Annotated in this window: 15 protein-coding genes; 6 read left to right on the forward strand and 9 right to left on the reverse strand. The window is 42.4% G+C overall.

Features of this window, described 5'->3' with window-relative positions; all coding sequences use genetic code 11:
- Positions 1-328: 328 nt before the first annotated feature.
- From A3L09_RS10720 to A3L09_RS10730, 3 genes are all read right to left on the reverse strand, one after another.
- Positions 329-823, reverse strand: coding sequence for a hypothetical protein (locus A3L09_RS10720; protein ID WP_157727239.1), 495 nt, complete (start codon positions 821-823; stop codon positions 329-331).
- 200 nt (positions 824-1,023) lie between these two features.
- On the reverse strand, positions 1,024-2,223 hold the full coding sequence (locus A3L09_RS10725) for a Cdc6/Cdc18 family protein (protein WP_232473652.1): 1,200 nt from the start codon (positions 2,221-2,223) through the stop codon (positions 1,024-1,026).
- Positions 2,224-3,135: 912 nt separating this feature from the next.
- Complete coding sequence (locus A3L09_RS10730) at positions 3,136-4,245, reverse strand: hypothetical protein (RefSeq protein WP_088859077.1); 1,110 nt, start codon at positions 4,243-4,245, stop codon at positions 3,136-3,138.
- 475 nt (positions 4,246-4,720) lie between these two features.
- Between A3L09_RS10730 and A3L09_RS10735 the strand changes: the two genes are divergently transcribed.
- Positions 4,721-5,212: a helix-turn-helix domain-containing protein gene (locus tag A3L09_RS10735; protein WP_088859078.1), complete on the forward strand. Its 492-nt coding sequence runs from the start codon at positions 4,721-4,723 to the stop codon at positions 5,210-5,212.
- 14 nt (positions 5,213-5,226) lie between these two features.
- Here A3L09_RS10735 and A3L09_RS10740 read toward each other — a convergent pair whose 3' ends face one another.
- Together A3L09_RS10740 and A3L09_RS10745 are read right to left on the reverse strand one after the other, a co-directional pair.
- Positions 5,227-5,691, reverse strand: a complete 465-nt coding sequence (locus tag A3L09_RS10740) for a V-type ATPase subunit a family protein (protein WP_088859079.1) — start codon at positions 5,689-5,691, stop codon at positions 5,227-5,229.
- Positions 5,692-6,485: 794 nt separating this feature from the next.
- Positions 6,486-6,857 carry a hypothetical protein gene (locus tag A3L09_RS10745; protein WP_088859080.1) on the reverse strand — a complete coding sequence of 124 codons (372 nt, stop codon included), beginning with the start codon at positions 6,855-6,857 and terminating at the stop codon, positions 6,486-6,488.
- A gap of 328 nt (positions 6,858-7,185) precedes the next feature.
- Between A3L09_RS10745 and A3L09_RS10750 the strand changes: the two genes are divergently transcribed.
- From A3L09_RS10750 to A3L09_RS10760, 3 genes are all read left to right on the forward strand, one after another.
- The gene (locus tag A3L09_RS10750) at positions 7,186-7,926 is read left to right on the forward strand and encodes a hypothetical protein (protein WP_088859081.1); all 741 of its coding nucleotides are present in this window, start codon (positions 7,186-7,188) and stop codon (positions 7,924-7,926) included.
- 19 nt (positions 7,927-7,945) lie between these two features.
- Positions 7,946-8,953, forward strand: a complete 1,008-nt coding sequence (locus A3L09_RS10755) for a hypothetical protein (RefSeq protein ID WP_157727240.1) — start codon at positions 7,946-7,948, stop codon at positions 8,951-8,953.
- A gap of 94 nt (positions 8,954-9,047) precedes the next feature.
- Positions 9,048-9,698 carry a hypothetical protein gene (locus A3L09_RS10760; RefSeq protein ID WP_088859083.1) on the forward strand — a complete coding sequence of 217 codons (651 nt, stop codon included), beginning with the start codon at positions 9,048-9,050 and terminating at the stop codon, positions 9,696-9,698.
- A gap of 65 nt (positions 9,699-9,763) precedes the next feature.
- Here the strand turns inward: A3L09_RS10760 and A3L09_RS10765 are convergent, their stop codons facing one another.
- The 3 genes from A3L09_RS10765 to A3L09_RS10775 form a co-directional block, all read right to left on the reverse strand.
- Positions 9,764-10,339 carry a hypothetical protein gene (locus A3L09_RS10765; RefSeq protein ID WP_088859084.1) on the reverse strand — a complete coding sequence of 192 codons (576 nt, stop codon included), beginning with the start codon at positions 10,337-10,339 and terminating at the stop codon, positions 9,764-9,766.
- Between the two features lie 283 nt (positions 10,340-10,622).
- Positions 10,623-11,684 (reverse strand): hypothetical protein, encoded by a 1,062-nt coding sequence (locus A3L09_RS10770; RefSeq protein ID WP_088859085.1) that lies wholly within the window; start codon positions 11,682-11,684, stop codon positions 10,623-10,625.
- Positions 11,685-11,793: 109 nt separating this feature from the next.
- Complete coding sequence (locus A3L09_RS10775) at positions 11,794-12,879, reverse strand: hypothetical protein (RefSeq protein ID WP_157727241.1); 1,086 nt, start codon at positions 12,877-12,879, stop codon at positions 11,794-11,796.
- Between the two features lie 218 nt (positions 12,880-13,097).
- Between A3L09_RS10775 and A3L09_RS10780 the strand changes: the two genes are divergently transcribed.
- On the forward strand, positions 13,098-14,015 hold the full coding sequence (locus A3L09_RS10780) for a hypothetical protein (protein WP_088859087.1): 918 nt from the start codon (positions 13,098-13,100) through the stop codon (positions 14,013-14,015).
- Between the two features lies 1 nt (position 14,016).
- Positions 14,017-14,745: a hypothetical protein gene (locus A3L09_RS10785; RefSeq protein WP_088859088.1), complete on the forward strand. Its 729-nt coding sequence runs from the start codon at positions 14,017-14,019 to the stop codon at positions 14,743-14,745.
- Positions 14,746-14,807: 62 nt separating this feature from the next.
- On the opposite strand, the gene A3L09_RS10790 is transcribed toward A3L09_RS10785, so the two are convergent.
- Entirely contained in the window at positions 14,808-15,254 is a 447-nt protein-coding gene (locus A3L09_RS10790; RefSeq protein ID WP_088859089.1) for a hypothetical protein, read from the reverse strand.
- Positions 15,255-15,488: the final 234 nt, after the last annotated feature.

Consider the following 15,488-nt stretch of genomic DNA (forward strand, 5'->3'; position numbering starts at 1 on the left):
ACTAGACTCACAGTCAAGCTAACTAAACCAAGTTTAGTTGATTATCAACTAACGTCATACACCTTTAAAAGCCTAAAAACCAGTACTAGGAGGAGATTGAGAGTTCATCTTCGTTCATTTCTTGGTTTAATCTTACTCTTTAATAGAGTTACGCTGAAATCAACAAAAACTAACGCTTAAGCATGATATTTTTAAGATTCCCCTCCAGGTTAATCCTAATTAACAGAGATATGCGCCTCATAGTGGCTACCCTCATGTACTAATTCAAGAAGTAAACAAGAAAGTATCAATTTGCAAACAAAATGGATAGATGCAAAACGGCCACTACTCACGGCACATTTTTCTTTTGAAAATCCTCCCCAGAGCGGGAAGAAGCTAGTTTTAGATAATGCTCCAGTAAAGATAGTACTTTCTTAGTGAAAGGTCCAGGAGTAATCTGAGGTACCTGATAGCTAAAGTCTGGTGGTACATTTACATATTCCTCAATGGCCTCGATTACATACGGTGTTTCAAGCACATACCATCTACTAACCTCACCAATTTTCTCGTCAACTACTGGGACATAGTTGATCTTTCCACCGATCATTAACTCCTTCTTAAACTTCTTGTGATTTAATTGGTGCTTGGCAGCAAGCTTTTTGGCAGTAGCCGCATAAACATACGTCTTAGTCGGAGTGATTACTAGCCCAACATCTGCAAATAGCCCCAGCTCCTGAGGACCTAGTTCACGATTAACGAACTCCACCTTTTTCTCCAGTGCGAATGCCTTAATCAACAGTTCCACATTCCTCCCATACTTCGCCATTAGATACCTCATTTCCATAACCCAACTATCATTTATGTTTCTTTAGTTTAAAATGTTTTTCGCCCCTGTCAAAATTTTGAAAAATAAAGCTCCAAACTCAGAACTAGTGATTCACAAGACGCGTGATTAGGACCCTACCCAATGACACATCCACACTCGGAAACTATTAGACCTAAAGAATTATTTGTTATCACCCAATAGAACAACTCTCGCTCCTTTTAGGAGATTTCAGGTTTTTGATGAAGTTTCTGCTGAATAACTTGAGTGGTAATATTCTTGACGAGAAACGGATCCTCTTGTAACTGAAACATGTGGGTTCTCCCGTAGCGACCGCGACTTACAACGCGCCTGGTTAGTAAGCCCTCACTCTCCAATTTTGCACCAATGTAATTGATAACATGCTTCATAGTTCGATAATCCCAGTCAAGAGCATTCGCAATATCGCGATATCTTAAGTAAAGCTCGCTACTGCTAACTTCTTTTTTCTCAATACTCATAGCAGCTAGAGCATGCAACAATAGAAGGGCATCAGTATCAAGATTCATGATGATCTGTTCAATAACGCTTCTCTCAACCCGATCAATTGCAGCCCAAATCGTTTTTTCAGTAATCTTGTCTTCGCCGAGGGTAGCTGCCTCGCGCAAAACCATAAAAGCCCATCTAAGATCCCGACTCTGCCGTCGAATGAGGGCCGCCAGTAGCCGTATGGCAGCATCATCCACAGCCCCAGGAACAAAAGCCTGCTCAACACGATCCTTAAGAATCGCATAAAGCTCTTCAGCATCGTAATTTCTGAAATAAACCAGAACCGGTGAAAGGCTTGAAAAAGTTGGTGCAGAGAGCCGTTCGAGTGTCACAGCATTGTTCGTGACAAAAAAATTCGAAACAGCCACCTTACCAGCGCGCTCGTTGATCCGCGTCAGTGAATAAATCAACCCATCCAAATCCCCCTCTTTCTTCCGCATTTTATCAATCTCATCCATAATGAAAAGATATCGCATGTTAGAAGTCCTTAAAAACTCCAGAAGCTTATCATAAACATCCGCCGTACTCATACCCCCATGGAGCCCAGACACTCCTAATTCTCTGGCAAGAGCGAGGAGAGCATTTCTGTGAGTGAGATCCTTAACACTTATGTAAATTGCCCGACTGTTGATGTTCTTCTCACGAGCGAGATCATTGTAGTCCTGCTCTAGTTGTCGAACTGCCACAGTCTTACCTACACCGGGCTCCCCATAAATGATGACATTAATATTAATCCCCTGGAAGAGGAAACTTGCAGCGTGCTTAGTAATGTCTTCAATCTCCTTCTCCCTAAACAAGAGACGTGGGGGTATGTAACTTTCAGATAACACCTCAGGATGAACCAGTAGTTGATGAGTAGATTCAAACTTTTGAAGGATATCTTTTATCCTCATGTCCAAGCCCCCATTTCTTATTCAGGTTTCCACTTCCCAACAAGGGGGGCATTATTTAAAAGCATTTCCCATAATCCTCCATATCCCCCACTTCCTAATAGAGGGGTGGGGGGGTATGTTGCGAAGTGGAACTGGGTATTGTATGTATTTGCAGAATTTTAGTTACTTTATGTTATTAAATTATTACAGGCCAAATAAACAGAAATCAACAATCCAGAGAAGATAACAAAAACAAAAATAAGAAAACAAGGAAGAAAAATAGTATTCAGCAATAAACATAGGCAATTTCAACGTAACAAGTCACATCAATTTTGGAGCTTTTCTAAGAATATTTTATGAAAAAATTTTCATAGAATATGGAAATGGTATGAGATGAGGAATGGGAATTGCTATTCCCCAAACATGGTTCCACTTCGCAACATACCCCCACCCTCTAATGTTGTCGCCATTTTGGAACTTTTTTGAAAATCATCTAGCGAGGGTCAAACAACACACCACTCCACGCAAAAAGGAAAGAGAGAATGAGAGGACAATGTTCTTCAGGAGTTGCTTTTAGCCAAAAACAAAAGACCGGAATAGGAAGAGGAAAGTGAAAAATGAAGAAAAATTCAAACATTGGTCAGAAAAGAGAACAAAAACTAAAGAAAACTTTAAATGAAAAATACTTACTGACAAAAACTACCAAAACGACAACAATACTCCATACTCTCTCCCACATCTCTTATTTTATTTTTCATTTTTATTGGCTCTTTTCAATCATTCTTTCTGAGTTCTTACTGTTCAGTCTTCATGATCTTTCAGTCCTCTCCTGTTTCTCTGGCTGTTTTCCGAACTTTTTCCTATTCCCTAAACTAACCCAAACAGGTGAATAATGGCTGAACACAGCCCAAACACAGGTTATCTCTGATTAAATTAACCAATAGTTACTAAACTATTCTCCCCCCGACTGTTGTTCGGGACCACAACACCCATAAGGAACACTTCCCTCAACACGGTATTCACTGCCTCCACAAGGGGGCCTACTGCCGTCCCAGCACTGGGTTTCGCCAAAAGTTCTAACATAGTAACAACACTCCCAATGACCTCTTTGCTCACCTTGAGAACCTTCCTGATTACTCCATTAACGTCCCTCTCATACTTGGTGTAGCCACCTAGAACCCTGGCCAACTTCTCAAGCGATGCCTTAATACCATACTCACGGGCAATCTCATCAACTTCCGCCGTGATGGAGACTTCCTCAGAGTTGGCCTTCTTGTAGGCACTCCCCCGCTCGATGGCTTCAGCAAGGAGGAGCTTGGCCGTGTCCTCGTCGAGGTCCCTGATGAGAGCCTTGAATTTCACCCGAGCAAGGCTCTTCTTGAGCTGTACGAGGAACGGCCAGAGCGCGCGCCCAGCTTCCTTGTTCCTCAGGGCAGCCCCAAGGGTCTCAGGCCCTATGCTGTTCATGTCCACTTGGATGTACTCCCTGAGGACGCTGGGGCCTGTCTTGGGGATTGGAATGCCCAACCGCTTGTACTGTCTTGAATATTTTGTCCAGGCGCGCTGTTTGGCCTGGAAGAACGCGAGGTCTTGGGTGGTGAAGGCCGTTAAGTGGAAAACCATCGTGTGGCTCTTCTTCTCGGCGAGGACTGGGGCTGCCTTCGCTATGTGAGCGAGGGCGAATATTCTGGTCTTCTCAACGTCCTGGACGATCTGGACTTTGAACACGCCAAAGTTCTTGGGGTTGTATGAGATTAGGTAGTGCGTGTTGTTTAAGGTCAGGAGAAGGTCGTATTTTGTGAGCCATATTCCAGTGTTGTTGGTGGGGTTTATCCTTGTGTTCTTGGGGAGTTGGAATTCGTATGGGGGCTTTCTGGTCATTCTGAGGGGTTTGTCTCGGGCCGTGTTCGCTGTTGGGTTGTCAGAAAAGTCGTAGTACCAGCTCTTGCTGCCGGTTTTAACTACTCCTCCTATGGCCTCGAGAGCCTTTGAGCCGAAAGTCTTAAATATTCCACCTAACCTATTATCAACTAGCCGTGTCATGAACGATCACCTCGGTATGTTTTCCCCTTTCCCTGCGGGGGGCGGCCGCGGGGTTGGGGTTCAAGTTTGGGTTTTTATTTTTACACACCCATTGTTCTGGGTACCACCTCTTCGGTGTTTTTCAACTACTAAGTTGGATACTCTTATTAAAAACATTACGCAGGATTCGGTGTTCTCTTCCATAAAGCTCACTCTTTTAATGTTAAGACAAAGAGTAAGTTCTGAAGCTTTCCAGCGGCTTATGTAGAGCTTGCGATTCTGAAGTATCTGAATAAATATCGAGGTGTTGAACGTAAAAAGGGTTTTTCTTGAATTCTCCACGTTGGTGCCGTCATATTTTGGGCTTTTATCTTGATTAGAGCATTAAAAATTGTGTTTTAGGTAATAAACGTGTGGAGAATTTGTTTTTATCTATCGGTTCAGTAGCTAAGTTTATTTTGACTTTGTTTAACACCGAAGTCAAAGAGGTGAGAGTATGGTAATGCGATTGGATCTCAGCGTCTTTTCCAGGGTCATTGCAGTCCTAAAGAATGCGGAAGTAGTCAAAGACGAGGGACTGGGGGGAGTCTATCCAGGCTGTCGGGGTTTTTATGATAACAGTCGCACTGGTCGTGTGTGGTGCAGGTGCAATGAGGGAGAGATATGTCAGGTAAAGCTTGCTGAGGCCTTAGAGGTTACGCAGTCAACGATGAGTGAGTTTAGCGACACAATAGCCCTACTGGTTGAATACCACATTGTGGACGTTCGTATTGATCGTTCTGTACGCGCGAGGAATAAACCGAGGAAATACTACTCTTTAAACCCTGAGTGGCGGGAGAATTTTGTTGTCCTGCTTGATGATCTTGTGCGGGCTCAGGAACAGAGGTTGTTAGAGGATAAAGATGACTTAATGCGGAGTTTACTAGCTAAGAGGGACGTGGCAAGTTCTCGTGTTCGGGCTGGTTCTCATAAAAAGGCACACATGTGAGGGTGATTTCCTTCTCACTTATCTTTGGCTTCGGTATTAACCGAAGTTAATGTGACCACCACGCGCTTCTTTTTGCGTTTTTTCATAATCTTTTTCTCCTTTTCGAGCTCTTTCAATGCAGCGTAAAGCTCGCGCCAGCTTGCACCAGTCATTTTCTTTAGTTCTGTCATTGATTTGACTTCTCCACGTGATAAGAGCTCTATGATAGTTTTTTTCAAATTCTCCAGGCTGGAGTTTTTTTCTTTATTTGATTCCATCAGGGAGAATACTGTAAGATTATGAACTTCTGTTTGAAGTTGTTGGAGAGTTTTTTTAACTTCTTGAACTTCTTGGATAGGTGCGGTCTTAGCTTCTAGGACTTTAATTTGTTCCTCAAGCTCGTTCAGACGTTGTTCCAAGTTCTCCACTTTGGAGAGTTCTTGTTTTAGCTGATCGACTTCTTCTGAAAGGTTTAGGAGTCGGCGTAGTTTTGAGAACATTTTTTTGCCCCATTTGTTTTTAGTTGTGGATAGTTAAAAAAGTTATTTCAATATTGTTTTATCTATTTGGTCTTTGATCCTGAATCTGCTATGCGTTTTTTCTGCTCTTGAGTTAAGACTTGATGGGACTTACTATTTACATCACTAGCTAATCTCTCTTAAAATCCTCATTAAACCAATCACTGAGATAAGAGCAAACTGTAAAAGCGGGGTACATAGAACTTAACTAAATGAAAAAGCTTAAAAACTGTGTATTCAGCTAGAAATACTGCATTAACAAGCTATTTCAACTCCGGATAAACCCCTTTAAAATATGCTTGCTTGAAAAATATGGTGAACGTTGCAATTAGTGAGAAACAAATACGAATTTTGTCCAATTATTAGGTTGCAATAGAAAAAGCACTTAAATTTATTGCATTAAGGTAATCGGACAAAACCCGTATTTGTGTGTCTTTAAATGCAACGTTCAAGGCAAAAAATCGTGACTGACACCATTCATCAAACCACAGTAACCGATTAAAAAACACTGGCTTGATTAGGAATTTAGTAATAAACCCCGAATAGCAGTCTTCCCCAAGAATGGGTGAGTGTGCTCTTCGATTTTTAAGCCAATGCTTGATAGTTTAGTTCAAGGGGGTGCGGGGGGTTTAAAAAGCGTGGGGGGTTTTAAAAGTCGGATTTATCATAACGGGGGTTCTGGTTGGAGTGGTGGTGTTTTCGGCGTTTCTGGGTGGGGGTTTCCCTTGTGGGTTAAGGTGGGGGTAGATAGTAAGCCCGCCGTGGTGTGCCTATCTTCATCCTTTGAGTGTGATTGGGTGGATGAAGTGTTGCACGTAATCGAGTTTGGTTTTGACTTTGCCGCCGGTGATTTCGTTTGCTCTCTTTAAGTCGTGGGGGGTTATGCTGTTTATGGCTTCCGTCATTGTCTTGTAAACTTGCCTGTTAAGGGTGTCGTAGTACCCGGTGTCTTCGTCTACGTAGTGGATGTTGTCAATTAGGAGGGATTCTAGTCTTTCTTTGTTGGCTTCTTTTCTTTGGGCTGGGTCCTCGAGTTCTTTATCTGGGGAGTCGTGGAGGTTGAGTGCTTTGATTAGTTTTTCTGCGTGGTAGCGTGCTTTGCTTCTGGTTTTGTAAGCGTCTCCGTTGAGGATTATCACGTAGGGCATTTTCAATTCCTCCTTATGTTCTTATTAGTTTGTGGGTTTTATTTATGTTTTTGTTTACGTTACCACCTGAGCCATGCGTGGACTTTTCTTGGTGATGGGTTGGTAGGAAGTAAAAGGCATTTCTTGTAAAAATAAATTTCTCGTTGGAAGAACAGCGTATTGGAGGGAGATAAAACTAGAAAATACTGATTTGGGGTTTATTTAGATAGTTTGCCTATTTTTCTCCCTTTTCTATTGTGGAAAACTTTTTAAACTAAAGAAACATAAACAGTATTCGAAAGACAAACAATGAGTGTCTTTGGCAAAAATTAACAGTGGGGTGGTTCTGATGAGTGAGCATGACGGGAATGGAGAGTGGAAGCCGGGAGAGATGGATTATTACCACCGCTTTGCTGCTGGCTTCATAGCTTCAAAATCCCGCTGGTTTAACATGCAAGGAGCAATAACCTACGAGGACAATGGGGTCCTCAAAGAAAAGTACTTCAGGATAGTCGAAACCAAGGATGATGAAGGCAACATTACAATGAACATCATACTCGACGGCAAAGAGGCCAAGGTCACTTTGAAAGATGATGACGGCTGGATCATACGGGAGGATGGTTCAAAGAAAGGGATTCCAGTGATTCACGTTAGGTTCCTGCGTAAGAATCCGTTCTCTAGTACTGTGGCCACGCTTTTTACAGAGCTTTCGAAGGATTATGAGGCTAGTGATGTTCCCTTAATTGTGGGGCAGTTGGGGGATGTTGATGCGGTTCGTTTGGCGCCTTTGTTGAGGGCCTTGCTTTTGGGGAAGGTTGAGAGGGTGCTTATGTGGACGGAGCAGCCTCCTGAGGCTAGGGCTGAGAATGTTGGTGGTTGGTACCAGGTGGATTTTGACAGTAAAAGACTCTCGTTGGAAATGCTTGGTAAGTTAGTGGTTGGGGATTGGGTTGTGCGTCAAGTAGTTATCCAGGGTAGGATGTCACTTTACAATCCGGGAAGCCGTCTCTCCTCAAGACTACCTCAAACAATGGGAATTGGGCTTCATTTGAATTCTCACGAGATGATTAATGGTCTTTTATCTGATTAAGTGTATGGGGTGTATGAAAATGAACCCGTTCCTTTACATGGACCCTGAATCTGAAGGGAATATTAAGAAAGCCTTTGCAAATCCTGACGAGAACCAAATCTCCCTCATAAGGGAAGGACTCAAAGAAGGAATCTACGACAAAGAATTCGGCCTCGGATACGGTTTTATGACCCACAAAAACATTCCAATCCACTTAACGTACAAAGACAAAGAGGAGGACCTCCTCGTCAAATGGATGATAACCCTCCCATACCATGCAATACCATCACAATCCATAATAGGCGAAGTCGAATTCGAAGTCAGCCCATACACTTACGGAAACAAGGTTCTAGAAGCAATTGCCCTAGGAGCGATTCTCCCCAACTTCCACACATGGGAGTTCCGCCTCAGGGCTGGGAAACTAACCGACTATTACACGATCCCTGAAACCAACACTGAGGCCGCGGAGGTGTACCCCTTGCTGGTCCTTGACAGTAATGCTGGAGTAATGTACCGTCTCCCGTACCTCATGTCAGAGGTCATCAAGCTGGATAACATGCATTATCATGCGAAGAATGACCCATACTTTAGTCTCGATGAGGCATTCTCTATGGTGTTGCAGGCTTTTCAGAATGAGTATCCTGTGGTTTCCAGGTTGAAGGACGATGCTAAGGCTACTGTGTTGTCTGAGTTGCTTTACACGTTTGCTATGCAGATGGCGGGGGCTGTGCTGGCTGGGTTGGTTGAGCCGGGCCCGTTCGTGAAGACTGGGTACAATGCTGAGGTTTTTGAGGACCAGTTCGTTAGGGATGTGATTGATTGGTTCTGGGGTTTGTACAGGTATCCGTACGTGGATTGGGAGAAGCCGCCTGTTAAGGAGGTTGATGATTTGTTTGCTGATGTTGCGATTGCGGGTTTTGACACGCCGGAGACGTTTAAGAATACGGTGCTGTTTAATTTGGACGTTGGTGCTGATCAGGGGATTGTGCTTAGGGGCGATTGGGAATTCGTCAGAAAATACATCCCTGATTTTGAGATCAAAAGATGAGTTTTTTCTGTTTTTAATCTTTGATAAGATTCGCGTGAAAAAGGTGACATAGGTGTGATCCCTCAATAAGCAGAAATTAAAGAGTGAGGTTATCATGAATGGAATTCGATTCGTAACAATGTTCTTATTGTTCGCCCCGGTTGAGTACCTAAGCCTGTACCTTCTATCTAAAACCACATGGGGAGTTGAAATAATCTTGATAAGCTGGGTTAGTGCTGTTGTGTTTGGAAGTGTTTTCTATTGGGCTGCTAAAAATAAGAGAAGGTACTCTGTAAAAGAAATGGCTGAAAAAATACTTGAATTCACACCGGAAAGTGCAAAGGGCACTAAACACATTAGTGGTGTAGAAGTAGTGGTCGTAAAACCCATTGATGATAACGGGTTTGCATGGGCCTCTGAAACAATCCCTCTATTAAAGGATAAACCCATACGAATAATTATTCTCCCAAGTGCAAAACTGGGTGCTTTTTTTGATGGCATAGACGGAATATTCTTAGTGCCCTCAACAAACGATTATGAAACCTTCAGAGAGTTGATGGATGAACTCTTGATCAATGCTTTAATCAATCCTGCAAAGATTCTTGTTGTTCAGATTTCTTCAATGTTCCTTAGCTTGCTTATTGGATACTTGCTGCTAAAAAAGGGAGTTGTGACGAATCTAATACTACTAGCGGCCTTGACTGGTGTTATTAGTGCTTGGGTTTTAATGACATTTTATCCGATAATAACACCAATTAAACGATAGCTTCCCAAATCATCTTGTTGGTGGTCTTCAATGTTGGTTTTTTACTTTTTGAAAGCTCTCATTCTTCAAGGGCTCCTGTAAAAAGAATACTTTGCATACTTTTCGTTAATCTCAACACTCTGAACCATCCACGCATTTTTCTTCTCAGGATCCTTTACCTTAGTAATCTCCGAGGGAATCTCCACATCAAACTCCTTGTTAAACACATCAGCCAGAATCTTCAAAAGGTCCTCAAGCATGATCGCGCTAGAAGCATAAACCTCGAGACCCGCAATGGTCTCCTCACCCTGGTTCACAGTGAGGTGCGCGTAAATGTAATGACCATTGAAATAACCCCCGTAAAGGTAATGCGCGTCAATCTTACCCTCACCCAAGTAAGCAGCAACACTGTGCCCCTTAATAGTGGGGTGGTACTCTTCAATAATAGGAATATTATCAGTAGCATACTCTTGCTTGAATATTGTCATTGCAATGGCAGCGTTGTTGTTGAAGGTCACAATGAAACCGTCTCCTACATCAGTCATAGTGTATTTGAAAGTCTTTGTCCTGGCTAGGTGCTCAAGGTTTTGACTAACCCTCTCCTTCACCCAGGCCACTTCGGTCGGGGTTTTCCCGGGGCCAACCCATATCATTCCCGCCATCTTCCTATCCCTCCATTATTAGTTATGTTTCTTTGGTTTAAAAGATTTGTGGATTTTCAAGAATTAGTACCAAACCAAATCCGGCCTCTTAACCTTAAAAATAAGAAAAAACAAGAAATGTTTTGTTTTTTACTTTTTAGGGACTCTTCTTTCTTGTTTTTTCTATTTAGTTCTATCTCCCCTTAGCAGAATTATCACGGATTCTTTCTTGACTTCGGCCTTGGTGTAATTCATTGTATTTAGGTGGAATTTCAAAAAGAAATTAGGGAGTGCAGCAGTTAAATTAAACCATAACTACCGGCAAGTTCTTGAATTCAGGGTTAACCTGCGAGAGAATCCCAACCAAACGACGAGGGATGATAATCTTATCCTGGCTCCCAGTCTCCTTCCACTCGACGTACAACGTCACGTACATCTCCCCGTTAAGGGAGAAGAGCTCAGCATGCTTCCACTTAAGATTCCCCTCAAAATACTCAACCTTGCCCATATTCTCACGTGCTAAGTATCCCTTCAAATGTGCTAGATCAATTATGGACACGCCAGTCGCGTCCTTCGTAACACTGGAGAAAGAAGTAACCACCTCGTCAACCTCATAATTCAATATTAACTCGTCCCCCTTCGGGAAAGGCTTAACATCCTTTGCTTTTATTGAAACCTTGCCATAAATGTTTATGCTCTTTTCCTCGGTTTCCACGTAGATCTTGTAAATGGTAACCTTAGGGAAGGGTTTTTCCACGATTAACCGTTCGATTATGGGTTTGTTTTTCTTTGGAGAGTATCCTGGGAGTACTTTTGGAGTTATCCAATCGTAGTTGAGGCGGCTCCACTCAGCTATCGCGGGTTTTTTCTTGATTTTATTTGGGACGATGAATGTCCCTGTGGAATCATCTACGAAGTAGAAGCGCTTGTTTTCTATTAAGTGTGCGAAGTATTGCTTGGCAAATTCTTTGGTCCAGGCTCCGGCGTTGATCATGCTTAGGACGGTGCGGGCTTGTTTTTCGGTGAGGAAGTTGAGGCCCTTGACTTGGGGGCACTGGTTACAGTTTTTGATTAGGAGTCCTGCTGTTGCTACGGCGAATAATTCCTCGTATGGTGAGTGGGTGCGGTAGATTCTTATTTCAGTGGGGGTGTCGTAGGTGTTCGTTTCGGTGAGGGGCAATTGGAGGAGGGCTTTTGCTGGCCCTTCTTTGCTGAATGTTTTGATGGTTTCGGGGCAGAATAAGATCTCCTTGGATGCGTTAGGATAAATCAGTTCAATTTTAGGGAGGTACACAGCCTCCTTTTTGATTTTTACAAAGTTATCCAGAGTCCTGATCTTGTGATCAAAAGTTTTCACCGTTACCATGTGCCATCACAATATTGCTTTTATGTTCCTTTAGTTTAAATAGATTTTTCTTAGGATAGCAAGATCTAACATCTCAGCTCTGAATGAGAATTTTGAAGAAAAACTGCAATTAACTCAAAGCCTTGTGGAGAATAAACTTGACTTCTTCCTTTGACAAACCCACGTTGTTCTCGTTCGTGAGAAGGTCAAAAGACGCCCTCAATCCCTCAACAGGGTGCAAGCCAAGCTTCACAAGCTCCCACGTCGGAGTCAAGATGATAGTACTCGCAGTCACAGTACTAAGGCGTTTCTCAACCTCCCTCCTCAAAAACTCAAGATCCGCATCACTCAAACTACTTGGGTCAATACCCCCAAAATCCCTCTTCAAACCCCTACCAATCAACTCCAAATTACTCATCCCGTCCTGAACCACCTTCTCAAAGACCGCCGCCACGCTGCCCACAGTCACATTGTCCAGCGGGAAGAACCCCCACCGCGAAGCAACAGGTTGAACCCTCTTCCTCAAGAACTCCTCTGCCTCCCCAGATGATAGTTTAGTAGCGTAACTCACGTAACCAACATGGAAAAGCGTCATGCTTCCATCTGGATGCCTGATGAAGTAGTCAGCGTTGTCTCCCGCCATGTGAAGTCCAGCATAAAAATCCCACTTCGGGAGCGGCCTTGGTAAAACGGGTACTGGTTTAATCTTCCCTACTTTGATGTTTTTTATTGCCTCGGAGATTGCATTAAAGTAGGTTTCATCCTCTTTGGATCTCGTGTAAGTGCGGACTTTGTTTTCAAAGCCGTGGTATCTTGCGAGGTCCATGAAAAGTGCTGGTAATTGGGCCCCAACTGCTATTCCTGCCGTGCCGTGTTTGGAGTCGAGGATTTTCTTTATTTCAATGGGCTTTTCTTCGAGGTTCGGTATGGTTTCAATGTGGGGCTTGAAGATGTTGTAAACGCTGTTGTTGGCTACACCATTCAGGAGTTCTAGCATGATTTTGTATTCTCTCACTATTTGGGGGGTGACTTCGGCTATTTTGGTTTCTCCTTTGTTCGTGAAGCCTGTGAGTTGGGTGGGGGCGAGTTTTAGGACTTGGGGGTAGGGTGTGTAAGAGTACACCCAGGCGCCTTCGGTGGTTATGATGTACGCCATTATTGTGTGTGTTCCGAGTTTTGTGTATCCTATTAACGGGTTTGGCATTGTGATCCCCAACATATTTATGTTTCTTTAGTTTAAAAGATTTGTTAAAAATGCCTGTTCATTTTTATTAAAGGTAGTGTGAAAGTCTTCTGTGGTCTAATTATGTTTTTCCGACTTTCCCCGCCTTAGACGGTGCGGTTTTTGGAGGGAAAATGTGATTGTGGAAAATTTCACAAAATTTTTAAACCAAATAAACAGAGAATAGTGGAGATGTAGTTGGGGGTTGTACTATGATAATCCGGATACTACCATATGTTAAAAGTTATGATTACAATATTGCCAAGATTCACTTTAATTACTCCGAGAACTACTTAATGCCGAAACTTTTTCTTCCTAAATCATTTGTTGAATCCCTGTCATTTCCGCTCGTTGAGTTGTGGATAACTGACTACACGACTCTTCACATTAAATCTATTAGCCCTAAGGACGAAATTGCTCCAATTGGCCTTGTGGTTAATATCGAAAAAAGGTACATTAGCGCATCATCACTCGTTAACTTTTACATTCATCAGTTGGAGATTTCGCCTAAAACAATCATATCCCAACTCAGAAACGGAGAATTTCCAAAGCGTATGACCCTTCCTCTCAGAGACAATGATAGCGGGGATAGTGAGCTCCTTGTTAGTACAGAACCATTACTCAGGGAACTCTCCAAAATTCGGCAGGGGAAACTCTTTATTAAGAACTCCCTGATATTCCCCTCACTAAACATTAAAGAGAATACTTGTCTTTATTTCTACAAAAGAAAAAATAAGCGGGTACTTTTCAAAACATTACTGCCATGGTTGAAACCTGGCACTCAAATTATTTATCTCTTAGTGGATAAATCCTCAAATTATCTAATAATAGCAAAACGGCCTCTAAAATATCTACAAGGGTTAGGGGAGCTTGAGCCGATTGGTTCTTTAGAGTCTAAGGTGCCTGAAGGGACCATAAACTTTCTAAAAGACTGCTTACGGGATCTACCAATCCTAATTAAGCAGCTTGATTGCGAAGGTATCCCTAAAAACCCTAGAAAGATCAACGAGATGATACTAAGAAAAATAAAAGAAAACAAAAAGGTCTGCATGCCTCTTGTTGAGGCTCAGAGAGAGTACATTGTTGTAGACATGACTCCACTAAAGAAGTTCCTAAAGGAGGTTTGTTAATATGGAAGAGTTTGGACCTTTCCCCGCCTGGGTCAGGGGGATAATATTTAGAAACCGCACCAGCAAAAAAACAACCGAAAAAGTGAGAATCTTTATGGAAATGCCCCTCATTGCGATCAACCTACTCGAAGACAAAAACACTAACCCTCACAAGGTAATAGAAGAATTCATCAAAGAATACTCCCACCCCAGAGGAAAAAGGCTCAAGGACCTCTCAAAACTAAAACTCCCCTACGTCAAAGAATTCTATGACTTCAAAACAAAAACTGCAATATTCGTCCCTGTATGGGCTGAAAAACAACCATCAGACGCCTTTAAGATTAGGCCGCCCCTCAGAAAAGTCAAGATAACCATCAACAATACTCCAGTTACCGTCCCGCTAGTGATGATTGACATAACGAATATGACAAAATCCCTCTTGACTTTCCACCTTGATTTCCTACCCTCGGGCGAAGTACTAAAATGGGTTTTGCTTCAGATTATGTCTTCGATGATTACGGATGAGGAGGAGCCTCCTGCGAGGATACCTTTGGCGGAGGTTCCACTGGTGGTTTGTCCCGAGGAAAATAAGATTCGTGTGGATATGTCTAATTTGGTGGATCGCCTTGGGGAGATTTTGTCTCCTGAGAATACTGAGGGGACGCCGATTGATGAGTACAGGGTTTCCATTGAGGACCTGTTGAAAGATGAAGCACTAATTCAGCAACTCAAAAAAGAGGCAGGCCTTTAGCTATTATTTTTAATAATGATTTTGTAATATTCCTACATTTTCTACATTAAAAACTAGATATTTCAGATTGTTTTATTGGCCACACTGCTTTTTATGGCCTTAACAACTAATTTCATTATCGTATTAAGTGGATCTTTCGCCTCCTCCACACTGGAAACATAATGCACGCCCGTATTGTTAACTACCCCCGAGAACACAGCCCTCTCATCCCGAACAGAATAAACTATGTACAACCACACTGGAACAGGGATCGTAGTGTATTTCCCTTCCACACTCACACTAACCTTTTGAGTGCCCGTAAGCAAGTACTTCTCAAAACCCCTCTCTTCCCCAATAGAGTACAAGTAAAAATTGGACGGGTTAATTATCACACCATCTATTGAGTACACCTTTGTAATTACCGTGTTTGATACTCCGTCAGAGGGCTTCAATACTGGTGAAAAGTGGCCATTAGCCATAAGGTTCTTCGCCGGCTTGTGAGGAGAGACGTGTTTTGTAACGAACTTCATCCTAATCACCCTTTCCATTTTTCCTATTATTGTCTATGTTTCTTTGGTTTAAAAAGCTTTCGTACATTTTTAGGAAATTAAATAAAAAATAAAGTGAATTATTGTCTGTTTTTTGGAATTTGGCTTTTATTAAGGTTGGAATACTTCTGTAAGTCTTCCTTAAGCTGGAATAGGTTAATTTTAGAGGAGACTATTTATGCTCCTTTTCATTGCAATCAGACAATACTATTTTAA

Origin of the sequence: Thermococcus profundus (genome assembly GCF_002214585.1) — an archaeon.
Taxonomy (GTDB): Archaea; Methanobacteriota_B; Thermococci; order Thermococcales; family Thermococcaceae; genus Thermococcus; species Thermococcus profundus.

Excerpts from the sequence above, each read along its gene's own strand:
- A3L09_RS10720 (WP_157727239.1), bottom strand. The coding sequence starts at position 823 with ATGGAAATGAGGTATCTAATGGCGAAGTATGGGAGGAATGTGGAACTG.
- A3L09_RS10725 (WP_232473652.1), bottom strand. The coding sequence starts at position 2,223 with ATGAGGATAAAAGATATCCTTCAAAAGTTTGAATCTACTCATCAACTA.
- A3L09_RS10730 (WP_088859077.1), bottom strand. The coding sequence starts at position 4,245 with ATGACACGGCTAGTTGATAATAGGTTAGGTGGAATATTTAAGACTTTC.
- A3L09_RS10735 (WP_088859078.1), top strand. The coding sequence starts at position 4,721 with ATGGTAATGCGATTGGATCTCAGCGTCTTTTCCAGGGTCATTGCAGTC.
- A3L09_RS10740 (WP_088859079.1), bottom strand. The coding sequence starts at position 5,691 with ATGTTCTCAAAACTACGCCGACTCCTAAACCTTTCAGAAGAAGTCGAT.
- A3L09_RS10745 (WP_088859080.1), bottom strand. The coding sequence starts at position 6,857 with ATGCCCTACGTGATAATCCTCAACGGAGACGCTTACAAAACCAGAAGC.
- A3L09_RS10750 (WP_088859081.1), top strand. The coding sequence starts at position 7,186 with ATGAGTGAGCATGACGGGAATGGAGAGTGGAAGCCGGGAGAGATGGAT.
- A3L09_RS10755 (WP_157727240.1), top strand. The coding sequence starts at position 7,946 with ATGAACCCGTTCCTTTACATGGACCCTGAATCTGAAGGGAATATTAAG.
- A3L09_RS10760 (WP_088859083.1), top strand. The coding sequence starts at position 9,048 with ATGAATGGAATTCGATTCGTAACAATGTTCTTATTGTTCGCCCCGGTT.
- A3L09_RS10765 (WP_088859084.1), bottom strand. The coding sequence starts at position 10,339 with ATGGCGGGAATGATATGGGTTGGCCCCGGGAAAACCCCGACCGAAGTG.
- A3L09_RS10770 (WP_088859085.1), bottom strand. The coding sequence starts at position 11,684 with ATGGTAACGGTGAAAACTTTTGATCACAAGATCAGGACTCTGGATAAC.
- A3L09_RS10780 (WP_088859087.1), top strand. The coding sequence starts at position 13,098 with ATGATAATCCGGATACTACCATATGTTAAAAGTTATGATTACAATATT.
- A3L09_RS10785 (WP_088859088.1), top strand. The coding sequence starts at position 14,017 with ATGGAAGAGTTTGGACCTTTCCCCGCCTGGGTCAGGGGGATAATATTT.
- A3L09_RS10790 (WP_088859089.1), bottom strand. The coding sequence starts at position 15,254 with ATGAAGTTCGTTACAAAACACGTCTCTCCTCACAAGCCGGCGAAGAAC.